Source organism: Albidovulum sediminis, assembly GCF_025380365.1.
In the GTDB taxonomy this organism is placed as follows: domain Bacteria; phylum Pseudomonadota; class Alphaproteobacteria; order Rhodobacterales; family Rhodobacteraceae; genus Albidovulum; species Albidovulum sediminis.
This window is the reverse complement of record NZ_JAOCQF010000002.1, coordinates 32,705-56,772: the sequence shown is the minus strand read 5'-3', so window position 1 is coordinate 56,772 and position 24,068 is coordinate 32,705. Positions and strand designations below refer to the sequence as shown.

Below are 24,068 nucleotides of genomic sequence, written 5' to 3'. Positions count from 1 at the left end.
AAAGCGCAGCTTTCGGGTCGCGCGCGACGGTCCCCTGGCCTAGCTTTCAGGGATCAAGGAGAATCCCGATGCAGGACGACAGCGCCTATCATTACCGCACCATCGCCCGCGCCCTGCGCATGGTTGAAACCGAGGGCGGGCGGGCGATGCAACTCGAAGACCTGGCCGCCCGGTTGTCGATGAGCCCCGCGCATTTCCAGCGCGTCTTTTCCCGCTGGGTCGGGGTGTCGCCGAAGCGGTATCAGCAGTACCTCACGCTCGACCTCGCGCGGCAACTTCTGGCTGAACGGTTCACCCTGCTCGACACTGCCGCCGAGGCGGGACTTTCGGGGACCGGGCGGCTTCACGACCTTTTCCTTGCATGGGAGGCGATGAGCCCCGGCGAATACGCCCGCGGGGGGGAGGGGCTGACCATCCGCTACGGCTGGTTCCCCACCCCCTTTGGCGAGGCGCTGGCGATGGGAACCGACCGCGGCCTGTGCGGCCTGGGCTTCGTCGACGAGTGCGGACGTGACGCTGCCATGTCCGATCTTTGCGGCCGCTGGCCGCGCGCGACCTTCGTCGAGGACCGTGCCGCCGTCGCCCCCTGGGTCGAGGCCGCCTTCGCCGGCAAGGGCGAGGCGCGGCTTCACATGATCGGCGCGCCCTTCCAGATCAAGGTTTGGGAAGCGTTGCTGGCCATCCCGTCGGGGCAGGTGACGACCTATTCCGAACTGGCCCGCGCCATCGGCCACCCGACCGCCGTCCGCGCCGTCGGCACCGCCGTGGGCCGCAACCCGGTCAGCTGGCTCATCCCCTGCCACCGCGCGCTGCGCAAGACCGGCGGTCTTGGCGGCTACCACTGGGGGCTGCCCGTCAAGCGCGCGATGCTGGCCTGGGAAGCCGCGCGGGCCGAGGCGAAAAGCGCCTGAGGACCGCAGGCGGAATGCCGCGCAAGCGACTTTCCGGCGGGTGTTATTGCCTTACAGATGCGCTAGACCCCAGGTAACGACGGACAGTCATACAAGGGAGACGCGACATGCGCATCACCTCGATCATCATGGCCGCGACCGCCGGCGCCTTCCTTCTGGCCGCCTGCACGCCGCCGGAACAGTACAATCCCAACGACCCCAACCAGCGCACCCGCGAAGGGGCGGCGGTGGGCGCCGGCCTTGGCGCGCTCGCCGGCCTCATCACCGGCGACACCGCGAAGGAACGCCGCAACCGCGCGCTTGGCGGCGCCATCATCGGCGGTATCGCCGGGGGTGTGATCGGCAACAACCTTGACAAGCAGGCCGCCGAACTGGCCGCCAGCTTCGACAACGGCGCGATCGGCGTGATCAACACCGGCAACGAACTGATCGTGCGGATGCCGCAGGATGTCCTCTTTGCCACCGACAGCGCGGTCGTGTCCTCCACCCTCAGGGGCGACCTGCAGACGCTGGCGGCCAGCCTGAACCGCTACCCGGATACCACGGTCCAGGTCGTCGGCCACACCGACAACACCGGGTCGGCCGCCTACAACCAGGACCTGTCGGAGCGTCGGGCCCAGTCCGTTGCCGCGATCCTTCAGGGCGCCGGGGTGGCGGGCTATCGGCTCCAGGCTTTCGGCCGCGGCGAGAACGAGCCGATCGCGACCAACTACTCCCCCGAGGGCCGCGCCCAGAACCGGCGCGTGGACATCATCATCCGTCCGAACGCCTGAGGCCGACCAAAGACAGCCAGAGGGCCGGCGCTTGCCGGCCCTTTTCGATTGCCGGGACCCGGAATCGGTCATAGAATCTAACCAATTCAAGGTTGGTCCATGCCGTTCCAGAAGATCGAACCCGAAAAGCTCTCCGACTCCGTCGTCCGCCAGATCGAGCGGCTGATCCTTCAGGGCATCCTGCGGCCGGGTGAGCGGCTTCCGTCCGAGCGCGACCTGTCCGACCGGCTGGGCGTTTCCCGCCCGTCAGTGCGCGAAGCCGTCTCGGCGCTGGAGTCCGAAGGGCTGCTGGTGACGCGCGCAAGTTCCGGCATCTACGTGGCCGAGGTGCTAAACTCCGCCTTCTCGCCCGCGCTCATCAACCTGTTCGCGCGTCACCCCGATGCCGTCTTCGACTATCTGGACTTTCGCCGGGATCTGGAGGCGATGGCCGCCGAACGCGCGGCACGGCTGGGATCGGACACCGATCTCAAAGTCGTCGATGCCGTCTTCCAGAAGATGGAGGCCGCGGCGCAGAAGCGCGATCCGGCCGACGAGGCGGCGCTGGACGCCGAATTCCACATGGCGATCATCGAGGCCAGCCACAACGTCGTCATGCTGCACATGATGCGGGCGATGTTCGGGCTGCTGCGCGAGGGCGTCTTTTACAACCGCCAGGTCATGTTCCGCCAGAAGATGACGCGCGAGGCGCTGCTGGACCAGCACCGGGACATCAACGCCGCCCTTCAGGCCCGCGACCCCGAGGCTGCGCGCGCCGCGGTCGAACGCCACCTGAACTTCGTCGAGGCCGCACTCAAGGATCACTTCCGCACCGAACGGAACGAGGCCGTCGCCCGCCTGCGCTTTGCGCAGGAAACCGGCCGCGGCTGAGGGCTCGAAGCCGGTCGCGGGGGCACGAGGGGGGCGCCACCCCGGAACGGCGAAGGCCCGGCCTTGCGGCCGGGCCTTTCCATAGTCCGGGTTGCCGCGCTTCAGTGCAGCTTGGCTTCAACCTCGGCGATCGACGCTTCGACCAGCTGTCCGCGATCTGCGGCAGACATGGTGCGCGCGATCAGATCGCCCGCGGCGGCCACCGCAACCTGAACGGCACGGTCGCGAACCTCGCGCACGGCGGCTGCTTCGGCCGATGCGATCTGGTCTTCGGCAGCGGTCAGGCGCCGTGCAATCGAGGCCTTGAGGTCCTCTTTCGCCTGCTCCGCCGCTGCCTGCGCCTCGCGCCGGGCGGTCTCGACGATACGGTCGGCCATCTCCTGCACTTCCTTCTGCTTGCGCTCGTAGGAAGCCAGCACGGTCCGCGCCTCTTCGCGCAGTGCGCGGGCCTCGTCGAGGTCGGCCTTGATGCCGGCGGCGCGCTTGTCGAGCAGGCCGCCGATCAGGGCAGGAACCTTGAAGTAGAACAGCACGCCGACGAACAGCAGGAACGCGATCGTCACCACGAAGTCGGTGTTGCGAAGCGAGAAGAACGGGCCCGAAGCGGCCAGCGCCGGCGTGCCGGCAAGGATCAGGGCAAGCGTCAGCTTCTTCATGGTCCTAGCCTTTCATCCGGTCGGCAACCGCAGCGGCGACGGTCTTGTCGTCGGCAGAACCGCCAAGGGCAGAGACGAGCGCGGCCGCGGTATCGTTGGCGACGGCCTTCACGGCTTCCATCGCTCCGGCCCTGATTTCCTCGATGTGGCGCGCGGATTCCGCGGCCTTGGCCGAGATTTCAGCATCAGCCTTCGCCGTGGCAGCATCGAGGTCCTTCTGGATCTCCGCCCGCGTCTCGGCGACGATCCGCGCCGCTTCCGCACGCGCATCGGCCAGGGCCTGGTTGTAGGCCTTTTCGGCCGCGATGGCCTTCGCCTTCAGATCCTCGGCCGCGGCGATGTCGCCGGTGATCGTGCGCTGGCGGTCCGCCAGCACCCCGCCGATGCGCGGCAGCGCGATGCGCGACAGCACGAGGTAGATCACGATAAGCGCCACCACGAGCCAGAAGATCTGGTTCGGGAAGGTCGAGAAGTCGAGTTGCGGCATGCCTGCGGACTCTGCCGCGTGCCCCGCCGCCTCGGCGGCGTGACCGGCCGCTTCGGTTGCGGCATCGGCTGCCGGTTGCGTGGTGTTCGCCATGTCGTCCCCCTGGAACCCTGTCTACATCGGGTGGGCGCCGCGGGGGCACCCACCCGACCGTAAGGATGGTTCGTTCGGGATCAGACGGCGAACATCAGCAGAAGCGCGACGAGGAACGAGAAGATCCCCAGCGCTTCGGCGAACGCGATGCCGATGAAGAGGGTCGCGGTCTGGCCGCCGGCCGCCGAGGGGTTGCGCAGCGCGCCGGCGAGGAAGTTGCCGGCAACGTTGCCCACCCCCATCGCGGAGCCGCCCATGCCGATGCAGGCCAGGCCAGCGCCGATGAATTTGCCGAGAGCGATCAGTTCGCCTTCCATGTTCGTTTCTCCTTACGGTTGGAAGATTGGTGATTGGTGTGAGAGGAAGCCGACCTCAGTGCGCCGGATGCAGCGCATCCTTGAGGTAGACGCAGGTCAGGATGGTGAAGACATAGGCCTGGATGAAGGCCACGAGGATTTCGAGCGCGTAGATCGCCGTGATCGCAAGGATCGAGAGCGGCGTCACCGCGATGCCCACGCCCGAGATCAGGACCAGCGGCGCGAAGGCCGCGAAGACCTTGATCACGGCGTGACCGGCCATCATGTTGCCCGCAAGTCGGATCGAGTGGCTGACGGGCCGCACGAAGTAGGAAATCACCTCGATCAGCGCCAGAACGGGACGCAGCGGCAGCGGTGCCGAGGAAACCCAGAACAGGCCGAGGAAGTGGACGCCGTGCTTGACGAAGCCGACGATCGTCACGGTCAGGAACACGCCCACCGCCATGACCGCCGTCACCGCGATGTGCGAGGTCGGCGTGAACGCCTTGGGTAGCAGGCCGAGGAAGTTCGAGAAGACGATGAAGGTGAAGAGCGTGAAGATGTAGGGGAAGAACTTCACCGCGTCGTGGCCGGCGACATCCTCCACCATCTTGTGGACGAAGCCGTAGGCCAGTTCCGCGACCGACTGGGTGCGGCTCGGGATGACCGCGCGGCCGCGGGTGCCGAGCACGAAGAGCGCGATGATGGCAAGCACCGAGATCGCCATCCAGAGCGTGGCGTTGGTCACCGTCAGCACGCCAACGGTATCGCCGCCAAACAGCGGCTTGACGATGAACTGGTCCATCGGGTGGAACGCCAGACCTTCGCTGTGCTCTTCCGTCGCCACGTCTATTCCCCTTCGTCGCTGGCGGACTTGCCCGCCTGTGCCTTCTCCTGGAACTCCTGCGCGGTGCGAAGCATCGTCTTCACCCCGGCCGCGAAGCCCAGCAATGTGAACAGCACCAGAAGGATGGGCAGCGTTCCCAAAAGAACATCGAGCCCGTATCCGATGCCGAAGCCGATCCCGAGACCCGAAACCAGCTCGATAACCATCCGCCAGCCTTGGCTCGCGGCCGAATAGTGTTCGTCGATCCGGGGCTTCGGCTCCTGCGTCTTACGCACCTCTGCGATCCGTTTGTCCAGCGCCTTCAGGCGCTCCGGATCGGGTGCGTCGGACATCGGGAAAGCCCCCTTTGACTGTCGCGCGATAGCTAGAATGTCGGGCAGCCCGAGTCAATCCGCCTGTCACCACACGCCGCACTAAACAAGTTATTGAAATATAATGATTTCATGCGTCATCCATGGCGACGGCCGACGCGCGCCGCCCCTGCCGAGACGGGATTCCGGCGTCACCCGCATATTCAACCATCCGGTTGACTATGCGCCGGCACGCCGCCCCAACGCCCGCTTAACCAGGCGCCCGTCGATCAGGATCAGCCCCGCGAAGATCGCCGCCATGCCCGCGATATGCTCTGCCCGGATTACCTCGCCCAGGATCGCCGAACCCAGGAACACGGCTGAAAGCGGCGCGACGAAGGTGACGGTCGAGGTCGCCGTCGCCCCCGCCCGCGGCAGAAGCCAGTAGAGCGCGATGAACGCAGCCGAGGTCAGCACGAATCCGATGAAAAGAAGCGCGCCCCAGGTCTCCGCCCGCGTGATCACCGGCGCGCCTTCCGCACCCAACGCCACCGGCAGCATGACCAGGGTGGCGCCGGTCAGCGACCAAGCCGCGACAACCGTCGAGTCGAGCGTGCGGAAACGCCGGGCGAAGTTGGTGGCGATGCCGTAGCAGAAGGGCGCGCAGAGTGCCGCGAACATCGCCCAAAGCTCCGACGAGGCGCCCGCGCGCAGGAACGGCAGCGACAGCAACGCGATCCCGCAGAAACCGATCAGCACGCCGAGCGACTTGGCGACGGTCGCCTTCTCTCCCCCCGGCCAGAACTGGGAGACGATGACGACCATGATCGGCGTCATCGCGTTGATGATCCCGGCGACCCCGCTGGCCAGATACTGCTGGCTGACGGGGTAAAGCGCGAAGGGCACCGCGAAGAAGACGGTCCCGAGCAGGAAAAGCCCGCCAACGGCGGACACCGGCAGGCGCATCGTCCGGCCGGTGCCCAGAGCCCAGACCCAGCAGCCGAGCGCGCCGAGCCCGACACGCCCGAGCGAGACGCTGAGCGGGCCGATCTCCCGCAGCAGGATCGCGTTCAGCAGGAATGAGCCGCCCCAGCCAAGGCCGAGCACGAAGATCAGAACCCAGTAGCGGATCGGCATGGCAGTTCTCCGGTTTTCCCGCACTGAAGCGCCGTGCGACGCCAGTATCGACCCGAAACCTGCGCAATGCCAGCCGAAATCCCCGCGCGCGCAGCGCCTGCCGCGTTCGCATGGCTTTCGCTTTCGTGGGCGCGGCGGTATCGTTCGGCCATGAATCTCGATGCGATCTTCGCCGCCCTTGCCGATCCCACGCGCCGGGAAATCCTTGCCATGCTGCTTGAGGACGACATGGCGGTGACGGATGTCGCCGAACCCTTCGAGATGTCGCTGGCGGCCATTTCCAAGCATCTCAAGGTGCTTGCCGAGGCGCGGCTGATCACTCAGGAGCGGCGCGGGCGGGTGATCTGGTCCAAGCTCGAACCGGACGCCATGCGGGCCGCAACCGTATGGATCGCGGGTTTCGGCATGTTCGAGGCGCTGGACCTTGACGCGTTCGAGCGGTTCCTGTCGGCGGAACTGCCCGATCCGGCGCCGCTGCAATCCGAAGCCTGAGCCGGCCTCAGCCGCGCGCGGCTGCGTCTTCTTCATCCTTCAGAAGCAGCCAGAGCGCACCGAAGGTCGCGGCTACCCCCAGAAGGACAAGACCACCCGGCGCGCCGTGGCCCAGCGCGATTTCCCACAGGATCACCCAGCTGGGCACGAGGTAGGTATAGGCCATGACCTTGGCCGAAGGCAGCCTGAGCGTCGCATACTGGACCAACCAGAACGAGGCCGCCGTCGCGAAGAGCGTCAGATACCCGATGGTCAGCCAGACGATGCCGGGAAGCCCCGCCCAGTCCGTCGCGATGATCTCGCGCCAGTCGTAAACGCACAGCAGCGCCGCACCGGCGACCAGGGTGCCGAAGGTGAACAGCACCGGCGGCTCGCCACGGTTCAGCCTGCGGATCATCGGCGTATAAAGCGCGTGCGAGATGCAGCCGACGAAGTAGGTGACTTCGCCCGGCCCGATCTCGAAGGCGAGAAGCGCCTGCACGTCGGCGCGGAAGATCACCCAAGTCGCGCCGGCCGCCCCGATGGCAAGGGCTGCAGCCATGCGCGCGGTCATGACCTGCGACAGCAGGACATAGGCGAAAGCCGCGGTGATTGCCGGGGTAAGGGTGAAGACCGCCGCCGCCTGCACCGGCCTTGCGGTCCTCAGCCCGTCGAACATCATCACGAAGTAGAATGCGAAAAGCCCGCCCAGCACCAGATAGCGCCAGGGCGCGGCCAGGGCGGCGCGCCGGAACGCGCCCGTCGCGGTCGCGGCCGCCCCCATCAGCAGCGCCGCCAGCACGAACCGCGCCGCGGTCAGCACCACCGGGTCGATCCGGTTGGCGACGAAGGAGCCGAGCGAGAACGATCCCGCGATGCAGAGCGAAAAGACCAGCATCGCCAGATGGCCGCGCAGATGCTCCGCCATGTTTCAGCAGTTCGCGCAGGTCCGCGCGTGGTCCTTGAGCGCGGTCAGGAAGGCCTGGATCTTGGCGCTGCGGTGCAGGTCGACATGGGTCACCAGCCAGAGCGAGACGTCCCATTCGTCAAGCGGCGCCATGACCTGAACCAGATCCTCGCGCCCCGAGGCCTCGTTCAGCGTGAGAAAGCCCAGCGCGTTGCCCCCCCGGATCGCCTCGACCCGCGCGGCAAGCTCGTTCGTGCGGAAGACGATCGCCTCTGCCCCGGCCTGCTCCAGAAGCCAGCGGTGAAAGGGCGCGCGGCTGTCGTCGTCGACCGCGCCGACGAAACGGTGCCCGGCAAAATTGCCTCCGGCCGAGGGGAAGCCGAAGCGCTTGCGGTACTTCTCGGTCCCGTAAAGGGCCACCTTCTGCACGAAAAGCGGCTGGACAACATTGTCAGGCTCCTGCGGGCGCGCGCCCGCACGGATTGCCACATGCGCCTCGCCATACTCCAGGCGGAACACGCGCTGGTCGGTGACATAACGCACGCGCAGCGCCGGGTGCTCGCATTGAAGCGCGATCAGGACCGGCGCTACAAGGGGCGAGAGACCGGGCAGCGAGGTCACGACAAGCTCGCCCGAGAACTCCGACCCCGCGCCAGCGATGCGGGCGGCAAGCTGCGCGAACTGGTCGTCGGTCACGCGCGCGACCTTGAGGAGTTCCTGGCCCGATTCCGTCGGCGTGTAGCCGCGCGGATGGCGCTGGAAAAGCCGGACGCCAAGCCGGGATTCCAGCGCGTCGATGTGGCGGATGACGGTGGCGTGATGCACGCCCAGAACCTCCGCCGCGCCCGACACGGTCCCAAGTCGGGCGACCTGATAGGCCGTCCTGACCTCATCCCAGTTTTCGAAAGACATGCTGTGCACCCGTCAACAGATCAAGCCTACTTATCGTCAATCTGTTCGATCTGGCAACCGCCAACCGGGCGGCACACCCAAGCGTGAAGGACGGGCCAACCGCCCGGATCGCCCACCCGCCAGCGGAGCCACGCCGCTTGACTCGCCCCGCCGGCGCGCGTAAAGCCCGCCCGATACCCGGAAGTCTTGTCGCTTCCGGTCCCGGACCCGGTCCGGGATCGCCGCCCGTCAGCGCGTAGCGCCCACGGGCGCGTTTTGCGTTTGGGCGTTCCAGCCCCTATCTGGAGCGCGAAGGAAGTGAAGGCCAAGGAGGGCCGCGGATGTTCGAGAACCTGTCAGAACGCCTTGGCAGCGTCTTCGACCGGCTGACGAAGCAGGGCGCGCTTACGCCCGACGACGTCAGGGCGGCGCTGCGCGAAGTGCGCGTGGCGCTTCTCGAAGCCGACGTCTCGCTGCCCGTCGCGCGCGACTTCATCAAGGCGGTCGAGGAAAAGGCCACCGGCCAGGCGGTGACGAAATCCGTCACCCCCGGACAGCAGGTCGTCAAGATCGTCCACGACGCACTGGTCGATGTCCTGAAGGGCGAGGGCGAGCCCGAGGCGCTGAAGATCGACAACCCGCCCTCGGCCCTGCTGATGGTCGGCCTTCAGGGCTCGGGCAAGACCACGACGACGGCCAAGCTTGCCAAGCGGCTGAAGGACAGGAACGGCAAGCGGGTGCTGATGGCCTCGCTCGACACCAACCGCCCCGCGGCGATGGAGCAGCTCCAGATCCTTGGGCTTCAGATCGGCGTTGACACGCTGCCCATCGTGAAGGGCGAAACCGCGCTCCAGATCGCCAAACGCGCGAAGCAGCAGGCGACGCTTGGCGGCTACGACGTCTACATGCTCGACACGGCCGGCCGGCTTCACATCGACGAAGTCCTGATGGACGAGGTGCAGGCGGTCCGCGATGCCGTCGCCCCGCGCGAGACGCTTCTGGTCGTCGACGGCCTGACCGGGCAGGACGCGGTGAACGTCGCGACCGAGTTCGACGGCAAGGTCGGCATCACCGGCGTCGTGCTGACGCGGATGGACGGCGATGGCCGCGGCGGTGCCGCGCTCTCGATGCGCGCCGTCACCGGCAAGCCGATCCGCTTCGTCGGCCTTGGCGAGAAGATGGACGCGCTTGAGACCTTCGAGGCCGAACGCGTCGCCGGCCGCATCCTCGGCATGGGCGACATCGTCGCACTGGTCGAGAAGGCGCAGGAAACGCTGGAACTGGAACAGGCCGAGCGCATGGCCAAGCGCTTTGCAAAGGGCCTGTTCAACATGAACGACCTCAAGGGCCAGCTTGACCAGATGCTGAAGATGGGCGGCATGCAGGGGTTGATGGGCATGATGCCCGGCATGGGCAAGATGCAGAAGGCGGCCGAGGCCGCGGGCTTCGACGACCGCATGCTGCGCCGCCAGATCGCGCTCATCAACTCCATGACGAAGAAGGAGCGCGCCAACCCCGACCTGATGCAGGCCAGCCGCAAGCGCCGCGTGGCCGCCGGTGCGGGCCTCGATGTTGCCGAACTGAACAAGCTTCTGAAGATGCACCGGCAGATGGCCGACATGATGAAGAAGATGGGCAAGGGCGGTGCGATGAAGCAGGCGCTGAAGCAGATGATGGGCAAGGGCATGCCCGACCCCTCGAAGATGAGCCCGGCCGAGATGGACGCCATGGCCAAGGGCATGCGCGAGGGGATGGGCGGGGCGCCCGGCGGGCTTCCTGGCATGGGCGGGCTGAGGCTGCCTTCGGGCCTTTCGGGACTGATGAAGAAGAAATGACCTATCGGCTCACCCGGGATGCGCACGGCTGGCCGGTCCTCTGGACCGATCGGCTTGTGCTGCGCGTCCCGGACGCGGCCGACGTCGAACCATCGGCCCGGTTCTGGGCCTCGGAGCGGTCGCACATGATGGGCGGTCCCTGGACGCTTGAAAAGACCCGCGAGGGATACGACGACATCCACGACCAATGGGCTCGCCACGGCTTCAGCCTGTTCACCGTGACCCGGCGCGAGGGCGGCGAGGCGATCGGCGGCATCGGCCCCTTCTACCCGGCGACGCACCCAGAACCCGAACTGGGCTGGAGCCTCTGGAACCCCGCGGACGAAGGCCAGGGCCTGGCCTATGAGGCCGCCATTGCGGCGCGCGACTGGTTCTTCGCGACCTCGGGTCATCGCACCGCCGTGAGCCACACCGACCCCGCCAACACCCGCTCGCACCGGCTCTGCGAACGCATGGGCGCGCGGGTCGACGCCGGTGCGGCGCATCCTTACGGCGACGAGCCAACGCTGACCTACCGCCACCACGCCGGGGGGCAGGCATGACATTCCCGACCCTCCACACCGACCGCTTGATCCTGCGCGCGCCGACACTTTCGGACTTCGAACACTGGGCCGCCTTCTTCGCCTCGCCGCGCGCAGATCACGAACGCGGCCGCAAGGACCGGGCGGAGGCCTGGCGCTACTGGGCCGCCGACGTGGCCCTCTGGCAGCTCAAGGGCTACGGCCCCTTCAGCCTCGAGGACCGCGCGACGGGCGCCTATGTCGGCGAGGTCGGCATCTACAATCCCGAGGGCTACCCGGAGCGCGAGATCGGCTGGTTCACCACGCCCGAGGCCGAAGGCAAGGGCTACGCCTTCGAAGCCGCGCGCGCGGTCATGACCTGGGCTGGGGCCTCCTTCGGCTGGAACCGCCTCGTCAGCTACATCGACGCGGAAAACACCCGCTCTCTGGCGCTGGCCCGCAGGCTGGGCGGCGTCATCGACCCCGCCCTCACTGGAACCGAGCCCGGCGATGTGGTGGTCGTTCACGACCTGAGGGCGCGCTCATGACCCCCGCCCTGGTCCATACCCCGGTCATCGAGACCGAACGCCTGGTCCTGCGCGCGCCCGCGCCTTCCGACTGGCCGGCCTTCGACGCCTTTCTCGCCTCGCCCCGCGCCGGCTTCATCCGATCGGGCGACTACGCGCTCGGACAGACCTGGCGCGCCTTCGGCCACGTCATCGGCCACTGGGTACTGCGCGGCTTCGGCAATTTCGTCTTCACCCTCAAGGGCTCCGACCGCGCGCTCGGCATGGCCGGCCCCTGGTTTCCCGCCGACTGGCCGGAACGGGAAATCGGCTGGACCGTCTGGGCCCCCGAGGCCGAAGGCAAGGGCTACGCCTTCGAGGCGGCGCGCGCCGCCCGCACCTTCGCCTTCGGCACGCTCGGCTGGGACACTGCCGTCAGCTACATCGACCCGGCGAATGCCCGCTCTGTCGCGCTGGCCGAACGGCTTGGCGCATCGCGCGACGATGCCGCCCGCCACCCCGCCGGCGACAATCCCTGCCTCGTCTACCGCCACCGGAAGGAGGCTGCGGCATGACCCGCGCCTTCATTCTGGCCCAAATACTCCGGGGTCCGGGGCAGCGCCCCGGCTCTGCCGCCCGACACGCCGCCCACCCCTCGCCGACCTGCACCGGAGACCCGCATGAGTGACCCCGCCACCCGCGCCGCAGAGCTTCTGAAGGGTCACCGCGAAAGCATCGACCGGCTTGACGCGATCCTCGTCTATACGCTGGCCGAGCGCTTCAAGCACACCCAGTCGGTGGGCCGGCTCAAGGCCGATCACGACCTGCCGCCTTCGGACCCCGCGCGTGAGGCGACCCAGATCGCGCGGCTCGAAAAACTGGCGACCGAGGCCGATCTCGACCCGCAGTTCGCCCGCAAATTCCTGACCTTCATCATCTCCGAAGTCATCAGGCACCACGAGAAGTTGCAGAAATAGCGGGGGTTTTCCCCGTCAACAGCCATCCAAAGGAGAAATTCACATGGCTATGAAAATCCGTCTCGCCCGTGGCGGTTCCAACAAGCGGCCCTTCTACTCGATCGTCGCCTCCGATTCGCGCATGCCGCGCGACGGCCGCTTCATCGAGAAGCTCGGCACCTACAATCCGCTCCTTGCCAAGGACAGCGAGGACCGCGTCAAGATGAACATGGAGCGCGTCCAGTACTGGCTGTCGCAGGGCGCCCAGCCGACCGACCGCGTCGCCCGCTTCCTCGAGGCGGCCGGCGTCCGCGCCAAGGCCACCCGCGCCAACATGAAGAAGGCCGAGCCCGGCGACAAGGCCAAGAAGCGCGCCGAGGAAAAGGCCAAGAAGGCCGAAGCCGCGGCCGAATGAGGCGCTGAGCGGACATGCTGATCGGCTTCTTCCTGCGCCGGATCGTCACCCTCTCGCTCTGCGCTGGGGCGTTCTGGCTCGGGATGAAGACCGATCAGGCGATCCGCCCGGCTCCCCCTGAGACCCTGTGCGAGGAGGCGCCCGATGGCACCTGAGCGCATCTGCGTCGGCGCCATTGCCGGGGCCTTCGGGGTTCGCGGCGAGGTGCGGCTGAAAAGCTTCTGCGCCCAGCCGGAGGCCATCGTGGCCTATGCCCCCCTGTGGACGCAGGACGGCAGCCGAAGCTTCACGCTCCGGCTCACGCGCGGCGCGGGCGGTGGGCTGACGGCGCGGCTGTCGGGCATCAACACCCGCGAGGAGGCGGAGGCGCTGAAAGGGGTCGAGCTTTACGCCGACCGCGACAAGCTTCCCAACCTGCCCGACGACGAATTCTATCACGCCGACCTGATCGGGCTCGAGGTGCTGGACACCTCCGGCACGCCCCTTGGCCGGGTAAAGGCGGTGCACAACCACGGGGCCGGCGACTTCCTCGAGGTGACTGGAGGCGCGGGCACCCTGCTTCTGCCCTTCACCAAAGCCGTCGTCCCGACCGTTGACCTGACCGCCGGCAGGATCATCGCCGATCCGCCGGGGGAAATCGGCGATGAGTGACGACACGCCCCGCTCTCACGGGCGGCTTGCGATTTCGGCAAGCCTGAGGCCGCGCGAACTGATGACCGACACGCCGATGCTGAGGGGCGCCTGGCGCGCCCGGATCATCACGCTTCTTCCCGAAGCGTTTCCGGGTACGCTGGGCCTTTCGCTGACCGGCAAGGCGCTGCAGGAAGGCCGCTGGGCCCTTGAGACGATCGACCTGCGCCCGTTCGGCATCGGCAAGCATCGCAACGTCGACGATACGCCCGCAGGGGGCGGCGCGGGCATGGTGCTCCGCGCCGATGTAGTGGCGCGCGCCTTCGACGAGGCCGCCATCGGCACGCCGATCGACCGCGCCCGCTGGCCGGTCGTCTACCTTTCGCCCCGCGGCCGGCGCTTCGATCAGGCGACGGCGCGGCGTTGGGCCGGGGCGGAGGGCGTGACACTCCTCTGCGGCCGGTTCGAGGGGGTCGACCAGCGCGTCCTCGATCATTACGCGGTCGAGGAGGTGAGCCTGGGCGACTTCGTCCTGACCGGGGGCGAGATCGCCGCGCAGGCGATGATCGACGCGGCGGTGCGGCTCCTGCCCGGCGTTCTCGGCAATGCCGCCTCCACCGAGGAGGAAAGCCATTCCCACGGCCTGCTGGAACATCCGCACTACACGCGGCCTGCGGTTTGGGAAGGGCGGGAGATCCCCGCCGTGCTGACCTCGGGCGACCATGCCGCCGTCGACCGATGGCGACGGGCGGAGGCGGAGCGGATCACCCGCGAAAGGCGGCCGGATTTGTGGACGGCGTATTCGTCGCGGGCGGATTGACGCGGCACCCGCGAGGCGCGGCCGGAGGCCGCCCGCAACCGGGGACGGCACGGCTTGCTTGACCCCGCGGCCGCTTGCCCCTATACCCCGCCCGTCCGGGGCTTTCGCGAGTCGTCCGGACCTGTTTTGCGTGGCCGATGCACCCGCCTTCTTCGGCGGGAACCGGGCGGCGGGAACAGTCGGAAACATGTCGACCTGACCTCCGGCGGGCGCGGATGCGGACCCGATGAAGACACGGAGCTCTGAGGCGCGCCAGACCATCGCGGGACCACCGCGAGCAAAGGAAAGGAACTGCGATGAACCTGATCGCGCAACTCGAGGCGGAACAGATCGCCGCCCTCGGCAAGACCATCCCGGACTTCAAGGCCGGCGACACCATCCGCGTCGGCTACAAGGTGACCGAAGGCACCCGTTCGCGCGTGCAGAACTACGAAGGCGTCTGCATCTCCCGCAAGGGCGGCAGCACGCTGGCGGCCTCGTTCACCGTGCGCAAGATTTCCTTCGGCGAAGGCGTCGAACGCGTCTTCCCGCTTTACTCGACCAACATCGCGACGATCGAGGTCGTGCGCCGCGGCCGCGTGCGCCGGGCGAAGCTCTACTATCTGCGCGATCGCCGCGGCAAGTCGGCCCGGATCGCCGAAGTCACCAACTACAAAGAAAAAGCCGAGTGAGGAGCGGACCGATGAAACAAGGTATCCACCCCGACTACCACTTCATCACGGTCAAGATGACCGACGGCACCACCTACCAGACCCGCTCGACCTGGGGCAAGGAAGGCGACACGCTGGCGCTCGACATCGACCCGCTGGCGCATCCGGCCTGGACCGGCGGTTCGGCCAAGCTGATGGACACCGGCGGACGCGTGTCGAAGTTCAAGAACAAGTACGCGGGCCTCGGCTTCTGATCGCGGACGCTACGTTGGCAGGCGCCGCCCCACGGGCGGCGTTTTGCGTTTGGCGGTGCCGCGGCCACAGCCGTGCAAAACAGCACCCCGGACCGTGCGGCACCGCTTCCCCCTTGCCGCCGCGGCGTCTATATCTGCGCGCCACAATCGCCCGCGCGGGCGACACCTGGGGAAGGACCGGACCTTGGCGCATATCATCGTGACCGGCAACGAGAAGGGCGGGTCGGGCAAGTCGACCACCGCCATGCATGTCGCAACGGCGCTGGCACGGATGGGCCATCGCGTCGGCGCCCTCGACCTCGACCTCCGGCAGCGCAGCTTCGGGCGTTATATCGAGAACCGCCGCGCCTTCGCCCGGCGCGAGGGGCTGGACCTGCCGACGCCGGACTACCGCGAGCTGCCCGAGGTCGAGCAGGCACAGCTTTCCCCCAACGAGAACGCCTATGACCACCGGCTTTCGGCCGCCGTCGCAACGCTCGATTCGGTGTCGGATTTCATCATCATCGACTGCCCCGGATCGCACACGCGGCTGAGCCAGGTCGCCCATTCGCTTGCCGATACGCTGATCACGCCGCTGAACGACAGCTTCATCGACTTCGACCTGCTGGCGCGCGTCGATCCCGAGACCGGACGCGTCATCGGCCCCTCCATCTATGCCGAGATGGTCTGGAACGCGCGCCAGCTGCGGGCGCGGGCGGGCCTCAAGCCGATCGACTGGATCGTGCTGCGCAACCGTCTGGGCGCCCAGCAGATGCACAACAAGAAAAAGGTCGGGGCGGCGCTGGAACAGCTGTCGAAGCGGATCGGCTTCCGCGTGGCGCCCGGATTTTCAGAGCGGGTGATCTTCCGCGAGCTGTTCCCGCGGGGTCTGACGCTTCTTGACCTGAGGGACGTGGGCGTGGAGACGCTGAACCTCTCCAACGTGGCGGCCCGGCAGGAACTGCGCGATCTCGTCCGCGAGCTTCAGCTGCCGGGCGTAAGCGCGGGCTTCTGAGCCGTCGCCGTGTCAGGCGGCGCGCACGCGGTTCTTGAACAGCGGCGGCGTCGACATCCGCGTCGGGCGGGGCGTCTTCGGCTTGGTCATGATCGTCAGGCGCTGACCGAAGGCATCGGTCTGTTCGGGGTTCTTGCGCGCGAAGCGGATAAGGAATGCGACGGCGGTTTTCATTTCTTTTCGACCCGTTTCAGCGCCCCCACGATCTGTATCGCCGCTCTCCTTGACGGAAAAATGGCGCGCCCAAGGTCTTTCGTGGATGCGATGTCACACTTGCGCCACGGGTTTTGACGCCAAGGCCGCTCGGGCCGGCGCGCCCTGATGCGACATGTTCCGGGGCTTACGCCTTGCACCTGAGCGCAGGCGGTGCATAAGGTCATGCCGAACAACGGAGAGACGGCATGGATATCAGGACGGTGGGCATCGTGGGCGCGGGCCAGATGGGCAACGGGATTGCCCATGTCTTCGCCCTTGCCGGGTTCGAAGTTCTGCTGAACGACATCACGCAGGACGCACTCGACAAGGCGGTGGCCCTGATCGACCGGAACCTGGAACGTCAAGCCTCGCGCGGAAAGATCACCGAGGAGGACCGCAAGGCGGCCCTGGCGCGCATCGGCACGACGCTGAAGCTCGCGGACCTGGGCAAGACCGATCTGATCATCGAGGCCGCGACGGAGCGCGAGACGGTGAAGCAGGCGATCTTCGAAGATCTGCTACCGCATCTGAAGCCGACGACGATCCTGACCTCGAACACCTCGTCGATCTCGATCACCCGCCTGGCAAGCCGCACCGACCGGCCCGAGAAGTTCATGGGCTTCCACTTCATGAACCCGGTGCCGGTGATGCAACTGGTGGAACTGATCCGCGGCATCGCCACGGACGAACCGACCTACCGGACGCTTCTGGCCGTGGTTGAGAAACTGGGCAAGACCGCGGCAAGCGCCGAGGACTTCCCGGCCTTCATCGTCAACCGCATCCTGATGCCGATGATCAACGAGGCGGTCTATACGCTTTACGAGGGCGTCGGCTCGGTCAAATCCATCGACGAATCCCTGAAACTGGGCGCGAACCACCCGATGGGGCCGCTCGAACTGGCCGATTTCATCGGGCTGGATACGTGCCTTGCCATCATGAACGTCCTGCACGACGGTCTGGCGGATACCAAGTACCGGCCCTGCCCGCTCCTGACCAAGTATGTCGAGGCCGGCTGGCTGGGCCGGAAGACCAGCCGCGGCTTCTACGACTACCGGGGCGAGGTGCCGGTCCCGACACGCTGAGGTTTTCGCTCCGAAGGGGGTGCAAGGTCTCCGCGTTCCGGGCGGCGTCAGGGTTCGTCAGTAGCCTTCGCCGAACTTGTCGGCCACCAGCGCCGCCAGCGCGTCGGCCAGCGCCTCGGCCTGTGCCCCGTCGGTCCGCACGCAGATCGCCGTCCCGCGCGATGCGGCCAGCATCAGAAGCCCCATTATGGAATCGCCGGATACGCGCATGCCGTCCTTTTCCACCTCGGCGGACGCATCATGCGCTTCGACCACCTCGACGAACTTGGCCGAGGCGCGGGCGTGCAGCCCCTTTTCGTTGACGATCTTCAGGACCCGCTCGATCACGGCCGCACCTGCCCCGCACCGCCAGCATAGACATTGATGTACTTGCGCCCTGCATCCAGCGCGGTCGCCACTGCATCGGGAACCGAAAGATTGCGCGACTTGGCCAGCTTGATCAGCATCGGCAGGTTGGCGCCGTAGATAATGCGGCGGTTCTGCCGTTCGCAGGCGCACAGCGACAGGTTGGAGGGCGATCCGCCGAACATGTCGGTCACCACCACCACCCCGTCGCCATCATCGACGGCATCCGCCGCATCGCGGATCTCGGCCTGCTTTTCAGCGCGGTCGTGATCCTCCTCGATGGCGATGGCCCGGATCCCGGACTGCTTGCCCACGACATGCTCAACCGCTGCGAGATACTCGCGCGCCAAACCGCCATGTGCGACGATCACGACCCCGATCACGCCCTGTCACCTTGTACTGCCGTCGCCCCGGAGGTCCGGCGTTCCAATTCCCGATGCCTTTTAGACACCTGCCAACCGGCCTCCGCAAGTTCTTTGGCCATTTTTTCTGCAACTGCAATGCTGCGGTGTTGCCCGCCGGTGCAGCCGAAGCCGATTGCGACATGGCTCTTGCCTTCTGCGACCTGCGCCGGCAACAGAAACAGGATCAGATCACGCACGCGCTGAAAGAATTCGGGGAATCGCGGGTCATCGTTGACGTAATCCACCACCGCCGGATCGCGCCCGTCGAGCGCCCGCAGGCGTTCGTCCCAGTGCGGGTTGCGAAGGAAGCGGCAGTCGAACATCAGGTCAAGCCCGCGCGGCGCGCCGCGCTTGTAGGAAAAGGACTGGATCGACACTGCCAGCCGCCCTGCGGCGGCGCGGTCGAACCAGCGCGCGATTTCCGCCTTGAGATCGTGCGGGGACAGGTCCGAGGTGTCGATAAGCACGTCGGCACGGGCCCGGATCGGCACCAGCAGGTCGATCTCGCTCAGCACGCCGAGCGAAGGCGCCTCGGAGGGCGACAGCGGATGACGGCGGCGTGTCTCACCGAAGCGGCGAACCAGTTCGTCGGCCCGGCAGTCGAGGAACAGCACTTCGGGCACGACGTCGGGGCTGGCGGTCAGCCGGTCGATCAGCTCGATCAGACCTGCGACCGAAAAGTCGCGGTTTCGCACATCGATGCCCAGCGCCAGCGGTCGCTGGATCGGCGGCCCCTCGAACAGCCGGGGGATCAGGCTCAGCGGCAGGTTGTCGATCGGCTCGTATCCGAGGTCTTCCAGAACGCGCAACGCGGTCGAGCGGCCCGCCCCCGACGGTCCGGTCACCAGGACCAGGCTTTGGCCCGATCCGGACTTGTCCTGCAATGCGTTCATCTCGTGGCTGTTCATGCGCGTCGTCCGGCCCTGAGATATTGCAGGATGGCGGCAGGAAAATGCCCGCTCTCGACTCTGTGAACAAGCGGAACGATATGCCCGGAGATCGTTGTCTCCCGCCAGGGTGGCAGGCGTTCGGTTTCGGTCGCCGCCAAGTCGACGGCAAGCACGATCACTGCGGCCTCCGTAGTCTCGGCGGACAGAAGCCCGACGCCTCGCGCCTCGATCATGCCGCGAAGGGTGGCGGGCGCGCGTGCGATGCACGCCCCGTCCCGTTCCAGGATCTCAACGCCGTCATCGGCGACAAGGGTGCAGCCGTGGGCCATCAGTTGCAGCGCCAGCGCGGATTTCCCCGACCCCGACGGCCCGAGGATCAGCACCCCCCGATGCCCGAGGCAGACACAGGCCGCGTGAAGGATCAGGGGCGTGTCGACCCTCCGGGTCACAGCGGCAGGCCCACGACGAAGCGCGCGCCTAGGGGCGGAGAGGTCATGTCGGCGTCGGCGGTCCGTATGTTCTCGGCCCAGATGACGCCGCCGTGCGCCTCGACGATCTGGCGCGAGATGGCAAGGCCAAGGCCGGAGTGGTTGCCGAACTGACCCGGCGGCCGCTCCGAGTAGAAGCGCTTGAAGATCTTCTGGAGCGCCTGGTCCGGGATGCCGGGGCCGGTATCCTCTACCACCACCAGAACCCGGTTCTCGCGCTTGCGTGCCCAGACGCGGACCGCATCATCCTTTTCGCAGAAGGAGAGCGCGTTCGAGACGAGGTTGACGAAGACCTGCGCCAGCCGCGCCTCGAGCCCGGTGGTCATGACCGCATCCGCCGGCAGGTCGGTGATGAAGTCGATGCCCTTCGCGCGGGCTTCCTCGGCGAAATACTGCGTGATGCCGCGGAGCGTCTTGATCAGGTCAAAAACCTCTTCCTCTTCCTTCACCAGTTCGCTGTCGAGTCGCGAGGCGTTGGAGATGTCGCTGACCAGACGGTCCAGACGGCGCACGTCGTGGTCGATCACGTCCAGGAGCTTTTCGCGCTGATCGTCACGCTTGGCCAGCCGCAGCGTTCCGACCGCGGAGCGCAGCGAGGCGAGCGGGTTCTTGATCTCGTGCGCGACGTCGGCGGCGAACTGTTCGTTCGACTCGATCCGGTCGTAAAGGGCGGTCACCATGCCGCGCATCGCGCCCGACAGGCGCCCGATCTCGTCGGGGCGCGCGGTCAGGTCGGGAATGCGCACGCGACCGGGATTGAGCCGGCGTGCGTTCTTGTCGCGCCCCAGTTCGGCAGCCGCGGCAAGATCGGCAAGCGGGTTCGCGATGGTCGAGGCCAGAAGCAGGCTGAGCCCGACCGACACCACGACCGCGACGAAGAACATCTCGAGTATCTGTTCCCGCTCGACCCGGACAAGCCGGTCGATCTCGCTTGCGGCGGAAGCGAGGGCGACGACACCGATCACCGTATCGCCGCGCCGGATCGGGGTGGCGACGGCAAAGATCGTCTCTCCCGAGGTGTCGAGGGCCGTGGTGATCAGCGTTTCACCGGCAAGCGCGTCGGGAACGAGTTCCCGGGCAAGATCCTGAATCGGAACGACATCCTCGATCCCGTCACGGAAGGACAGGAGCGAGGAGATGGTTTCCCAGACACCGTTGAGAAAGTCGGTGATGATCGTCGGGCGGCGGTCGTCCTTGAAGCCGGCCACGACCTCCGGCTCGGGGCGCGCGGCGCCGAGCGTGCTGGCAAGCGGAGCGCCGGTCAGATCGAAGACGAAAAGCTCGACCCCCGGAGGAATTTCCAGCCCGGCAAGTGTAGCCCTGGCGTCGATGCCGTCGGAAGTCGCCAGATTCACCGGCCCCGACAGCGGCACCTGCACCTCGAACACATCGGCGATGAGCTGTGCCTCGGACACCAGGCCCGCCTCGCGCTGGATCGCAAGGCTGTCGCGGAACGGGTTCAGGTAAAGCACACCCGCCACCAGAACGACCATGGCCAGCAGGTTGAAGATGATGATCTTGCGCGCCAGCGGCGAGCGATTGAGCGAAATCAGACCGCGGCGTTCGCGTCCGGCACGAAGTTCCTGGTCGAGGATGCCATCAGGAGAGACCCAATCCTCGCCCAGAACGACGTCGGCGCGACTTGCCGGCTTTCGTTTGTCGAGAAAGCGGAACCTCTCTGCAAAGCTCATTCTTCGTTGTATCGATAACCGATACCGTAAAGCGTCTCGATGGCGGAGAAATCGTCGTCCACCATGCGCATCTTCTTGCGCAGACGCTTGATGTGGCTGTCAATCGTGCGGTCGTCGACATAGACCTGATCGTCGTAGGCGACATCCATCAGCTGATCGCGGCTTTTCACGAAGCCGGGCCTCTGGGCAAGCGCCTGCAGGAGCAGGAACTCCGTGACGGTCAGGGCGACATCGCGCCCCTTCCAGCTGACCGAATGGCGCAGTGGATCCATGGTCAGCGATCCGCGCGTCATGATCTTGGTTTCTTCCGTCGTCGCGACCTCACCGGTGGCGATCGCCTCCTGACGGCGCAGCAGCGCGCGGATGCGCTCGACCAGAAGGCGCTGCGAGAACGGTTTCTTCACATAGTCGTCCGCGCCCATGCGAAGACCCAGAACCTCGTCGATCTCGTCGTCCTTGGAGGTCAGGAAGATGATCGGCATGGAGGTCTTCTGCCGCAGCCGCTGCAGCAGGTCCATGCCGTCCATGCGTGGCATCTTGATGTCAAGGACGGCCATGTCCGGCATGCGCTTGTTGAAGGCGTCAAGCGCGGATTGCCCGTCGTTATAGGTTTCGACCTCGAACCCTTCGGCTTCGAGCGTCATCGACACGGACGTCAGGATGTTCCTGTCATCGTCGACCAACGCGATCCTGGACATGCACTGGTTCCTTCGTACTGCTCGGGTCGGCATGGGTTGCCGATATTTTGCCACATGTTCCGATTTCCGGGGGGCTGAATCAACCTCTAACTGCGAATCAGCCGGTCCGGCGCCTCTGGCAGCAGGAAATTTCAGGGAACCCTTGCCGAATTGCCGCACTTTTGGAAGCAATCGCGACGATCTCGGCGGGCTTGCGCGCGTGGTTGCGCTAAAGTTCGGATGGTGGCGCTAACGACTTGTGTGGCTTCTGGTTCCTGCTTTCAAGCTCGTGTTATAGGGGCCTTGCCGGGCCGCGGCAGGCCCGGCGCGCGCTGCCGGAAACGGCCCGGGCGCGCCTGCTGGGACGATCAGACGCCGCAAGCCGGCACCAGGAGCGACAGATGACGACAGGACGGGTAAACCCCTCGCACCGATTGGAAGATCAAGGTATCGCGGGGCTCGGCTCTGTCTATTACAACCTGTTGGAGCCCGCGCTGATCGAGGCGGCGCTGAAACGTGGCGAGGGCACGCTGGGCAAGGGTGGGACGTTCCTTGTCACCACCGGCAAGCACACCGGCCGTTCCCCCAAGGACAAGTTCGTTGTCCGCACCCCGTCGGTCGAGGACACGATCTGGTGGGACAACAACAAGCCGATGTCGCCTGAGGCGTTCGACCGGCTGCATGAGGACATGATCGCGCACATGAAGGGGCGCGATTATTTCGTTCAGGACCTGTTCGGCGGTGCCGACCCCGAACACCGGCTGGACGTGCGCGTGGTGACGGAACTGGCCTGGCATGGGCTCTTCATCCGCCATCTGCTGCGCCGCCCGACGCGGGACGAACTGGACGACTTCATCCCCGAATTCACCATCATCAACTGCCCCTCGTTCAAGGCCGACCCCGAGCGTCACGGCTGCCGGTCCGAGACGGTGATCGCGCTCAACTTCGACAAGAAGCTGATCCTGATCGGAAACACTGCGTACGCGGGCGAGAACAAGAAGTCTGTCTTCACGCTCCTGAACTACATCCTGCCCGGCAAGGGCGTGATGTCGATGCACTGCTCGGCCAACCACGCGATCGGAAATCCGGACGATACCGCGGTGTTCTTCGGCCTTTCGGGCACCGGCAAGACCACGCTTTCGGCCGACCCGTCGCGCACGCTGATCGGGGACGACGAACACGGCTGGTCGGATCGCGGCACCTTCAACTTCGAAGGCGGCTGCTATGCCAAGACGATCAACCTGTCGGCCGAGGCGGAGCCGGAGATTCACGCCACGACCGAGAAGTTCGGCACCGTGATCGAGAACATGATCTTCGATCCGGAGACGTTCGAGATTGATTTCGAGGACAATTCGATCACCGACAACATGCGCTGTGCCTACCCGCTGGAGTATATCTCCAACGCCTCGCACACGGGGCTTGGCGGGCATCCGAAGAACGTGATCATGCTGACCTGCGACGCCTACGGGGTGCTGCCGCCGATCGCGCGGCTGACGCCGGCGCAGGCGATGTACCATTTCCTTTCGGGCTTCACCTCGAAGACGCCGGGCACCGAGGTGGGGGTTGTCGAGCCGCTTCCCACCTTCTCCACCTGCTTCGGCGCGCCCTTCATGCCGCGGCGCCCGGAAGTCTACGGCAAGCTGCTGCAGGATCAGATCGCGCGGCACGGCGCGACCTGCTGGCTGGTCAACACCGGTTGGACGGGCGGCGCCTACGGCACCGGCCGGCGCATGCCGATCCGGGCGACGCGCGCGCTGCTGACCGCAGCACTTGACGGGTCGCTGAACGCCGTCGAGTTCCGCAAGGACCCGAATTTCGGATTCGATGTGCCCGTCGCCGTGCCGGGGGTCGACGCGACCCTGCTCGACCCGCGCCGGACCTGGGCGGACGCCGCCGCCTACGAGGCGCAGGCGCGCAAGCTTGTCGGCATGTTCGCGAACAACTTCGCTCAGTACGTCCCCTACATCGACGCCGAGGTGAAGGCCGCCGCGATCGGCTGAGCCAGCAAGGTAACCGCACGAAGGGCCGCGCCATGCGCGGCCCTTTTCGCTTTGGCTGCCTCACCCGTCTGGAACACCCATGCCGCGCAGCGGGCGTGATCGTCAAA

At 66.6% G+C, this 24,068-nt stretch carries 33 protein-coding genes; 18 read left to right on the top strand and 15 right to left on the bottom strand.

The genetic code is table 11. The features are described from left to right. Positions 1-68 precede the first annotated feature (68 nt). The 3 genes from N5I32_RS11960 to N5I32_RS11945 all read left to right on the top strand — a co-directional run bounded on the left by N5I32_RS11960 (position 69) and on the right by N5I32_RS11945 (position 2,554). The gene (locus tag N5I32_RS11960) at positions 69-911 is read left to right on the top strand and encodes a methylated-DNA--[protein]-cysteine S-methyltransferase (RefSeq protein ID WP_261496109.1); all 843 of its coding nucleotides are present in this window, start codon (positions 69-71) and stop codon (positions 909-911) included. A 107-nt stretch (positions 912-1,018) separates the two neighbouring features. Next, positions 1,019-1,684, top strand: coding sequence for a YiaD family glycine zipper/OmpA-like lipoprotein (locus N5I32_RS21240; protein ID WP_304504877.1), 666 nt, complete (start codon positions 1,019-1,021; stop codon positions 1,682-1,684). Positions 1,685-1,783: 99 nt separating this feature from the next. After that, on the top strand, positions 1,784-2,554 hold the full coding sequence (locus N5I32_RS11945; protein WP_261496108.1) for an FCD domain-containing protein: 771 nt from the start codon (positions 1,784-1,786) through the stop codon (positions 2,552-2,554). A gap of 101 nt (positions 2,555-2,655) precedes the next feature. On the opposite strand, the gene N5I32_RS11940 is transcribed toward N5I32_RS11945, so the two are convergent. From N5I32_RS11940 to N5I32_RS11915, 6 genes are all read right to left on the bottom strand, one after another. Then, on the bottom strand, positions 2,656-3,210 hold the full coding sequence (locus tag N5I32_RS11940; RefSeq protein ID WP_261496107.1) for a F0F1 ATP synthase subunit B: 555 nt from the start codon (positions 3,208-3,210) through the stop codon (positions 2,656-2,658). Between the two features lie 4 nt (positions 3,211-3,214). Further along, on the bottom strand, positions 3,215-3,790 hold the full coding sequence (locus N5I32_RS11935) for a F0F1 ATP synthase subunit B' (RefSeq protein ID WP_261496106.1): 576 nt from the start codon (positions 3,788-3,790) through the stop codon (positions 3,215-3,217). 80 nt (positions 3,791-3,870) lie between these two features. After that, positions 3,871-4,107, bottom strand: coding sequence for a F0F1 ATP synthase subunit C (locus N5I32_RS11930; RefSeq protein WP_261496105.1), 237 nt, complete (start codon positions 4,105-4,107; stop codon positions 3,871-3,873). A 55-nt stretch (positions 4,108-4,162) separates the two neighbouring features. Then, complete coding sequence (locus N5I32_RS11925) at positions 4,163-4,933, bottom strand: F0F1 ATP synthase subunit A (RefSeq protein WP_261496104.1); 771 nt, start codon at positions 4,931-4,933, stop codon at positions 4,163-4,165. Positions 4,934-4,935: 2 nt separating this feature from the next. After that, positions 4,936-5,265 (bottom strand): AtpZ/AtpI family protein, encoded by a 330-nt coding sequence (locus N5I32_RS11920; protein WP_261496103.1) that lies wholly within the window; start codon positions 5,263-5,265, stop codon positions 4,936-4,938. A 198-nt stretch (positions 5,266-5,463) separates the two neighbouring features. Further along, positions 5,464-6,360 carry a DMT family transporter gene (locus tag N5I32_RS11915; RefSeq protein ID WP_261496102.1) on the bottom strand — a complete coding sequence of 299 codons (897 nt, stop codon included), beginning with the start codon at positions 6,358-6,360 and terminating at the stop codon, positions 5,464-5,466. Between the two features lie 150 nt (positions 6,361-6,510). Here N5I32_RS11915 and N5I32_RS11910 point away from each other — a divergent pair, with 150 nt between their 5' ends. Further along, on the top strand, positions 6,511-6,852 hold the full coding sequence (locus N5I32_RS11910; protein ID WP_261496101.1) for an ArsR/SmtB family transcription factor: 342 nt from the start codon (positions 6,511-6,513) through the stop codon (positions 6,850-6,852). A 7-nt stretch (positions 6,853-6,859) separates the two neighbouring features. On the opposite strand, the gene N5I32_RS11905 is transcribed toward N5I32_RS11910, so the two are convergent. Together N5I32_RS11905 and N5I32_RS11900 are read right to left on the bottom strand one after the other, a co-directional pair. Beyond that, positions 6,860-7,759: a DMT family transporter gene (locus N5I32_RS11905; RefSeq protein WP_261496100.1), complete on the bottom strand. Its 900-nt coding sequence runs from the start codon at positions 7,757-7,759 to the stop codon at positions 6,860-6,862. A gap of 3 nt (positions 7,760-7,762) precedes the next feature. Continuing rightward, on the bottom strand, positions 7,763-8,650 hold the full coding sequence (locus N5I32_RS11900) for a LysR family transcriptional regulator (RefSeq protein ID WP_261496099.1): 888 nt from the start codon (positions 8,648-8,650) through the stop codon (positions 7,763-7,765). A 320-nt stretch (positions 8,651-8,970) separates the two neighbouring features. On the opposite strand from N5I32_RS11900, the gene ffh reads away from it, so the two are divergent. From ffh to N5I32_RS11840, 12 genes are all read left to right on the top strand, one after another. Further along, positions 8,971-10,464 (top strand): signal recognition particle protein, encoded by a 1,494-nt coding sequence (gene ffh, locus N5I32_RS11895; protein WP_261496098.1) that lies wholly within the window; start codon positions 8,971-8,973, stop codon positions 10,462-10,464. Then, positions 10,461-11,006: a GNAT family N-acetyltransferase gene (locus N5I32_RS11890; protein ID WP_261496097.1), complete on the top strand. Its 546-nt coding sequence runs from the start codon at positions 10,461-10,463 to the stop codon at positions 11,004-11,006. Before ffh ends, N5I32_RS11890 begins: the two co-directional genes overlap by 4 nt. Further along, complete coding sequence (locus N5I32_RS11885) at positions 11,003-11,512, top strand: GNAT family N-acetyltransferase (protein WP_261496096.1); 510 nt, start codon at positions 11,003-11,005, stop codon at positions 11,510-11,512. The genes N5I32_RS11890 and N5I32_RS11885 overlap by 4 nt, the downstream gene beginning before the upstream one ends. Then, entirely contained in the window at positions 11,509-12,045 is a 537-nt protein-coding gene (locus N5I32_RS11880) for a GNAT family N-acetyltransferase (protein WP_261496095.1), read from the top strand. The genes N5I32_RS11885 and N5I32_RS11880 overlap by 4 nt, the downstream gene beginning before the upstream one ends. Before the next feature lie 105 nt (positions 12,046-12,150). Then, the gene (locus tag N5I32_RS11875) at positions 12,151-12,447 is read left to right on the top strand and encodes a chorismate mutase (protein WP_261496094.1); all 297 of its coding nucleotides are present in this window, start codon (positions 12,151-12,153) and stop codon (positions 12,445-12,447) included. A gap of 43 nt (positions 12,448-12,490) precedes the next feature. Continuing rightward, a complete protein-coding gene (rpsP, locus tag N5I32_RS11870) occupies positions 12,491-12,841 on the top strand; it encodes a 30S ribosomal protein S16 (protein WP_261496093.1) in 351 nt (116 codons plus the stop codon). 14 nt (positions 12,842-12,855) lie between these two features. Next, on the top strand, positions 12,856-12,996 hold the full coding sequence (locus tag N5I32_RS11865; protein WP_261496092.1) for a hypothetical protein: 141 nt from the start codon (positions 12,856-12,858) through the stop codon (positions 12,994-12,996). Beyond that, on the top strand, positions 12,986-13,492 hold the full coding sequence (gene rimM / locus N5I32_RS11860) for a ribosome maturation factor RimM (RefSeq protein ID WP_261496091.1): 507 nt from the start codon (positions 12,986-12,988) through the stop codon (positions 13,490-13,492). The genes N5I32_RS11865 and rimM overlap by 11 nt, the downstream gene beginning before the upstream one ends. Continuing rightward, positions 13,485-14,291, top strand: a complete 807-nt coding sequence (gene trmD / locus N5I32_RS11855) for a tRNA (guanosine(37)-N1)-methyltransferase TrmD (protein ID WP_261496090.1) — start codon at positions 13,485-13,487, stop codon at positions 14,289-14,291. The genes rimM and trmD overlap by 8 nt, the downstream gene beginning before the upstream one ends. A 296-nt stretch (positions 14,292-14,587) precedes the next feature. Continuing rightward, positions 14,588-14,962, top strand: a complete 375-nt coding sequence (rplS, locus tag N5I32_RS11850; RefSeq protein WP_261496089.1) for a 50S ribosomal protein L19 — start codon at positions 14,588-14,590, stop codon at positions 14,960-14,962. Positions 14,963-14,973: 11 nt separating this feature from the next. Beyond that, positions 14,974-15,195: a 50S ribosomal protein L31 gene (gene rpmE, locus N5I32_RS11845; RefSeq protein ID WP_261496088.1), complete on the top strand. Its 222-nt coding sequence runs from the start codon at positions 14,974-14,976 to the stop codon at positions 15,193-15,195. A 184-nt stretch (positions 15,196-15,379) separates the two neighbouring features. Beyond that, positions 15,380-16,189, top strand: coding sequence for a division plane positioning ATPase MipZ (locus N5I32_RS11840; protein WP_261496087.1), 810 nt, complete (start codon positions 15,380-15,382; stop codon positions 16,187-16,189). 12 nt (positions 16,190-16,201) lie between these two features. Here N5I32_RS11840 and N5I32_RS11835 read toward each other — a convergent pair whose 3' ends face one another. Continuing rightward, complete coding sequence (locus N5I32_RS11835) at positions 16,202-16,363, bottom strand: hypothetical protein (protein ID WP_261496086.1); 162 nt, start codon at positions 16,361-16,363, stop codon at positions 16,202-16,204. 227 nt (positions 16,364-16,590) lie between these two features. Between N5I32_RS11835 and N5I32_RS11830 the strand changes: the two genes are divergently transcribed. Next, positions 16,591-17,466 carry a 3-hydroxybutyryl-CoA dehydrogenase gene (locus N5I32_RS11830; RefSeq protein ID WP_261496085.1) on the top strand — a complete coding sequence of 292 codons (876 nt, stop codon included), beginning with the start codon at positions 16,591-16,593 and terminating at the stop codon, positions 17,464-17,466. Between the two features lie 57 nt (positions 17,467-17,523). Here the strand turns inward: N5I32_RS11830 and N5I32_RS11825 are convergent, their stop codons facing one another. From N5I32_RS11825 to N5I32_RS11800, 6 genes are read right to left on the bottom strand one after another with little or no spacing between them, the layout of a single operon-like run. Further along, positions 17,524-17,793 carry an HPr family phosphocarrier protein gene (locus tag N5I32_RS11825; protein WP_261496084.1) on the bottom strand — a complete coding sequence of 90 codons (270 nt, stop codon included), beginning with the start codon at positions 17,791-17,793 and terminating at the stop codon, positions 17,524-17,526. After that, positions 17,790-18,194: a PTS sugar transporter subunit IIA gene (locus N5I32_RS11820; RefSeq protein WP_261496083.1), complete on the bottom strand. Its 405-nt coding sequence runs from the start codon at positions 18,192-18,194 to the stop codon at positions 17,790-17,792. Before N5I32_RS11820 ends, N5I32_RS11825 begins: the two co-directional genes overlap by 4 nt. Further along, the gene (gene rapZ, locus N5I32_RS11815; protein ID WP_261496082.1) at positions 18,191-19,123 is read right to left on the bottom strand and encodes an RNase adapter RapZ; all 933 of its coding nucleotides are present in this window, start codon (positions 19,121-19,123) and stop codon (positions 18,191-18,193) included. The genes N5I32_RS11820 and rapZ overlap by 4 nt, the downstream gene beginning before the upstream one ends. Then, on the bottom strand, positions 19,120-19,554 hold the full coding sequence (locus tag N5I32_RS11810; protein ID WP_261496081.1) for an HPr kinase/phosphorylase: 435 nt from the start codon (positions 19,552-19,554) through the stop codon (positions 19,120-19,122). Before N5I32_RS11810 ends, rapZ begins: the two co-directional genes overlap by 4 nt. After that, the gene (locus N5I32_RS11805) at positions 19,551-21,284 is read right to left on the bottom strand and encodes a sensor histidine kinase (RefSeq protein ID WP_261496080.1); all 1,734 of its coding nucleotides are present in this window, start codon (positions 21,282-21,284) and stop codon (positions 19,551-19,553) included. Before N5I32_RS11805 ends, N5I32_RS11810 begins: the two co-directional genes overlap by 4 nt. Next, positions 21,281-21,982, bottom strand: a complete 702-nt coding sequence (locus N5I32_RS11800; RefSeq protein ID WP_261496079.1) for a response regulator transcription factor — start codon at positions 21,980-21,982, stop codon at positions 21,281-21,283. The genes N5I32_RS11805 and N5I32_RS11800 overlap by 4 nt, the downstream gene beginning before the upstream one ends. 380 nt (positions 21,983-22,362) lie before the next feature. On the opposite strand from N5I32_RS11800, the gene N5I32_RS11795 reads away from it, so the two are divergent. Next, positions 22,363-23,961 carry a phosphoenolpyruvate carboxykinase gene (locus N5I32_RS11795; RefSeq protein ID WP_261496078.1) on the top strand — a complete coding sequence of 533 codons (1,599 nt, stop codon included), beginning with the start codon at positions 22,363-22,365 and terminating at the stop codon, positions 23,959-23,961. Positions 23,962-24,068 lie beyond the last annotated feature (107 nt).

Coding starts and splice junctions, on each gene's coding strand:
- N5I32_RS11960 (WP_261496109.1), top strand. CDS start 69: ATGCAGGACGACAGCGCCTATCATTACCGCACCATCGCCCGCGCCCTG.
- N5I32_RS21240 (WP_304504877.1), top strand. CDS start 1,019: ATGCGCATCACCTCGATCATCATGGCCGCGACCGCCGGCGCCTTCCTT.
- N5I32_RS11945 (WP_261496108.1), top strand. CDS start 1,784: ATGCCGTTCCAGAAGATCGAACCCGAAAAGCTCTCCGACTCCGTCGTC.
- N5I32_RS11940 (WP_261496107.1), bottom strand. CDS start 3,210: ATGAAGAAGCTGACGCTTGCCCTGATCCTTGCCGGCACGCCGGCGCTG.
- N5I32_RS11935 (WP_261496106.1), bottom strand. CDS start 3,790: ATGGCGAACACCACGCAACCGGCAGCCGATGCCGCAACCGAAGCGGCC.
- N5I32_RS11930 (WP_261496105.1), bottom strand. CDS start 4,107: ATGGAAGGCGAACTGATCGCTCTCGGCAAATTCATCGGCGCTGGCCTG.
- N5I32_RS11920 (WP_261496103.1), bottom strand. CDS start 5,265: ATGTCCGACGCACCCGATCCGGAGCGCCTGAAGGCGCTGGACAAACGG.
- N5I32_RS11915 (WP_261496102.1), bottom strand. CDS start 6,360: ATGCCGATCCGCTACTGGGTTCTGATCTTCGTGCTCGGCCTTGGCTGG.
- N5I32_RS11910 (WP_261496101.1), top strand. CDS start 6,511: ATGAATCTCGATGCGATCTTCGCCGCCCTTGCCGATCCCACGCGCCGG.
- N5I32_RS11905 (WP_261496100.1), bottom strand. CDS start 7,759: ATGGCGGAGCATCTGCGCGGCCATCTGGCGATGCTGGTCTTTTCGCTC.
- N5I32_RS11900 (WP_261496099.1), bottom strand. CDS start 8,650: ATGTCTTTCGAAAACTGGGATGAGGTCAGGACGGCCTATCAGGTCGCC.
- ffh (WP_261496098.1), top strand. CDS start 8,971: ATGTTCGAGAACCTGTCAGAACGCCTTGGCAGCGTCTTCGACCGGCTG.
- N5I32_RS11890 (WP_261496097.1), top strand. CDS start 10,461: ATGACCTATCGGCTCACCCGGGATGCGCACGGCTGGCCGGTCCTCTGG.
- N5I32_RS11885 (WP_261496096.1), top strand. CDS start 11,003: ATGACATTCCCGACCCTCCACACCGACCGCTTGATCCTGCGCGCGCCG.
- N5I32_RS11880 (WP_261496095.1), top strand. CDS start 11,509: ATGACCCCCGCCCTGGTCCATACCCCGGTCATCGAGACCGAACGCCTG.
- N5I32_RS11875 (WP_261496094.1), top strand. CDS start 12,151: ATGAGTGACCCCGCCACCCGCGCCGCAGAGCTTCTGAAGGGTCACCGC.
- rpsP (WP_261496093.1), top strand. CDS start 12,491: ATGGCTATGAAAATCCGTCTCGCCCGTGGCGGTTCCAACAAGCGGCCC.
- N5I32_RS11865 (WP_261496092.1), top strand. CDS start 12,856: ATGCTGATCGGCTTCTTCCTGCGCCGGATCGTCACCCTCTCGCTCTGC.
- rimM (WP_261496091.1), top strand. CDS start 12,986: ATGGCACCTGAGCGCATCTGCGTCGGCGCCATTGCCGGGGCCTTCGGG.
- trmD (WP_261496090.1), top strand. CDS start 13,485: ATGAGTGACGACACGCCCCGCTCTCACGGGCGGCTTGCGATTTCGGCA.
- rplS (WP_261496089.1), top strand. CDS start 14,588: ATGAACCTGATCGCGCAACTCGAGGCGGAACAGATCGCCGCCCTCGGC.
- rpmE (WP_261496088.1), top strand. CDS start 14,974: ATGAAACAAGGTATCCACCCCGACTACCACTTCATCACGGTCAAGATG.
- N5I32_RS11835 (WP_261496086.1), bottom strand. CDS start 16,363: ATGAAAACCGCCGTCGCATTCCTTATCCGCTTCGCGCGCAAGAACCCC.
- N5I32_RS11830 (WP_261496085.1), top strand. CDS start 16,591: ATGGATATCAGGACGGTGGGCATCGTGGGCGCGGGCCAGATGGGCAAC.
- rapZ (WP_261496082.1), bottom strand. CDS start 19,123: ATGAACAGCCACGAGATGAACGCATTGCAGGACAAGTCCGGATCGGGC.
- N5I32_RS11805 (WP_261496080.1), bottom strand. CDS start 21,284: ATGAGCTTTGCAGAGAGGTTCCGCTTTCTCGACAAACGAAAGCCGGCA.
- N5I32_RS11800 (WP_261496079.1), bottom strand. CDS start 21,982: ATGTCCAGGATCGCGTTGGTCGACGATGACAGGAACATCCTGACGTCC.
- N5I32_RS11795 (WP_261496078.1), top strand. CDS start 22,363: ATGACGACAGGACGGGTAAACCCCTCGCACCGATTGGAAGATCAAGGT.